Origin of the sequence: Mesorhizobium sp. M7A.F.Ca.CA.001.10.2.1 (genome assembly GCF_003998575.1) — a bacterium.
Taxonomy (GTDB): domain Bacteria; phylum Pseudomonadota; class Alphaproteobacteria; order Rhizobiales; family Rhizobiaceae; genus Mesorhizobium.
In genome coordinates this window covers 1-1,968 of the sequence record NZ_RZQY01000879.1, presented here as the reverse complement: position 1 = coordinate 1,968, position 1,968 = coordinate 1, and the positions used below count along the sequence as shown (strand labels likewise).

The window sequence follows — 1,968 nt, the reverse complement described above, 5'->3', positions numbered from 1 at the left end:
CACCATAAGGATGCATCGCCCAGAAAAGCGCGACCGAAGCCAGCCCGGTTGCGGCAAAAAACAGCGCGAACCACAGCGCTCCCAGACGGTTTGCCAATGGTGAACCAAACGCGGCGAGCCACACCATATTGATGGCGATATGGGCAAAGCCGCCATGCATGAAGGCATAAGTGAAGGGCCGCGAAAACAGGAACCAGTCGAAGCCGTATTGCCCGGTGTAGAGAACGGGGATGAAGGCCCCGTCATACAGCAATGTCATCTGCTGGGATTCGCTCAACACATATTGCTGCAACAGGTAGACGACGACACAGATGCCGATCACCGCCAGCACGACGGGCGGCAGGTTGAACACCGGCTCGCGCCGCGGTTCAGGTGCGCCCTCGACCGGGTCGACTTCCGAGGGAGATGCCGGTTCACTCATTTGAAATTGCACTCTGCGGGATTCGGGGCTCGAGCATCTAGATCACCACGGACCGAACCGCAAACCGCGAATCGCCGCGGCGCGAATCAAAAAAGAAGCCGTTCAAGGTTTCCCTTGAACGGCTGGTCGAGCCCCCTGCTCCCCTAAAACTCTTGACTGAAGTGCTGCCGATCGTCGCGAAACGACCGCTTCTGGAGTGGTTTTTGTGTGCCACGGGGCTCGCTTCGATGCAACGTAAACCACTTGTTAACCTTAACGGCCCCGACCCGTGAACAAGTGTTAACGACGCTGGCACGCTTCCTGCTCCGCAACGCATGTAGGTCATCGGAGGGCGCCCTTCTGTTCACCGATGGGACATCAGACGACAGATTGCGCGGAGCAGCATAGTATGAACCAGAATGGATCGATCACGCTGTTCCAATATTGGAACCGCCTGCGTGATGGACGCCCTGCCCCGAAGCGTTCGGAGGTCGAGCCGGCCGACATCAAGTCGCTGCTGGCCGACACCTTTATCCTGGAGCGGGACACGCGCGGACAGGCCGTATTCCGGCTGGCCGGCACCAGGCTTTGCGCCTGCTACGGCCGCGAACTCAAGGGGTTTTCCTTTCCATCGCTGTGGCGCGAGAAGGATCAGCGGCTCGTCTCGCGGCTGATCCATGGCGTCTTCGAGCAGAAGTCGGTCGTGCTCATCAGCTATGAGGGTTTCAGCCGCAACGGGCGCTCCAACAAGTTCGAACTGCTTGCCCTGCCGCTGGACGGCGGTGTCGAAAATCCGCGTTGCCTGGGCGTCATCAGCGCCGTGGAGAAGCCCTTCTGGCTGGGTGCCGATCCGATCACCGACGCGTTGATCGATTCGATACGCGTCATCGATCCGGAGAAGGAGCTTCTCAACAATCGCCCGGCGATCGATGTTCCCTCGCTCGTTCCCGATGAACTTGGAGCACCCGAGACGATCTCGGCGCTCGGCCGGGCGCGCCGCATCCGCCATCTCGTCGTGTTCGATGGCGGGCGCGAGGAATAGTCCGTTTGCGGCCTGATGCACGTCGCCCAAAACTGCGCGGCTGTTTTGGCACCGCGACCTGCAAAAAGGAAACCCCTGGAGCGCCCGCTTTTTCCCTTTGTTAACCCGCTTTGTTGTACTTCTCTGATGAAGTTCCTCGCATCGGCGCGCGGGATGCCAAACGGGGTGTAGGCAGTCATGAGGTCAGCGGCGGTCGACTATGCGCCGTCCCAAGCTGAAAGGCGTAACTTTCAGCGCGTCCGGGTTAAAATCTACGGACGCTTCATGCTGGAAGACCGCACCGAACACCCCTGCCAGGTCGTCGACATGTCACCGGGCAATGTCGCGTTTCGCACCGACCGCATCGGCATGCCCGGCGAAAAAATCATTGCCTACATCGATCATATCGGCCGCATCGAAGGTGTAGTCACCCGCACCTTGCAGGACGGTTTCGCGATGACCGTCATCGCGTCGGATCGCAAGAAGGACAAGCTGGCCGCGCAATTGACCTGGCTCGCCAACAAGCATGAACTCGACCTGCCGGAAG

3 protein-coding genes are annotated in these 1,968 nt (G+C 59.8%); 2 read left to right on the top strand and 1 reads right to left on the bottom strand.

The window, feature by feature from the left end; translation table 11 throughout:
• The coding region (locus EN964_RS32975; RefSeq protein WP_164776263.1) for a rhomboid family intramembrane serine protease at positions 1-421 on the bottom strand (421 nt) is incomplete at its 3' end.
• A gap of 388 nt (positions 422-809) precedes the next feature.
• Here EN964_RS32975 and EN964_RS32970 point away from each other — a divergent pair.
• Together EN964_RS32970 and EN964_RS32965 are read left to right on the top strand one after the other, a co-directional pair.
• Positions 810-1,442 (top strand): PAS domain-containing protein, encoded by a 633-nt coding sequence (locus EN964_RS32970; RefSeq protein WP_023812148.1) that lies wholly within the window; start codon positions 810-812, stop codon positions 1,440-1,442.
• Between the two features lie 177 nt (positions 1,443-1,619).
• Positions 1,620-1,968, top strand: a 349-nt coding sequence (locus EN964_RS32965; protein WP_164776260.1) for a PilZ domain-containing protein, incomplete at its 3' end; no start/stop codon positions are given.

What these genes read in the sequence shown, in the direction of transcription:
- EN964_RS32970 (WP_023812148.1), top strand. Translation starts at nt 810, where the DNA reads ATGAACCAGAATGGATCGATCACGCTGTTCCAATATTGGAACCGCCTG.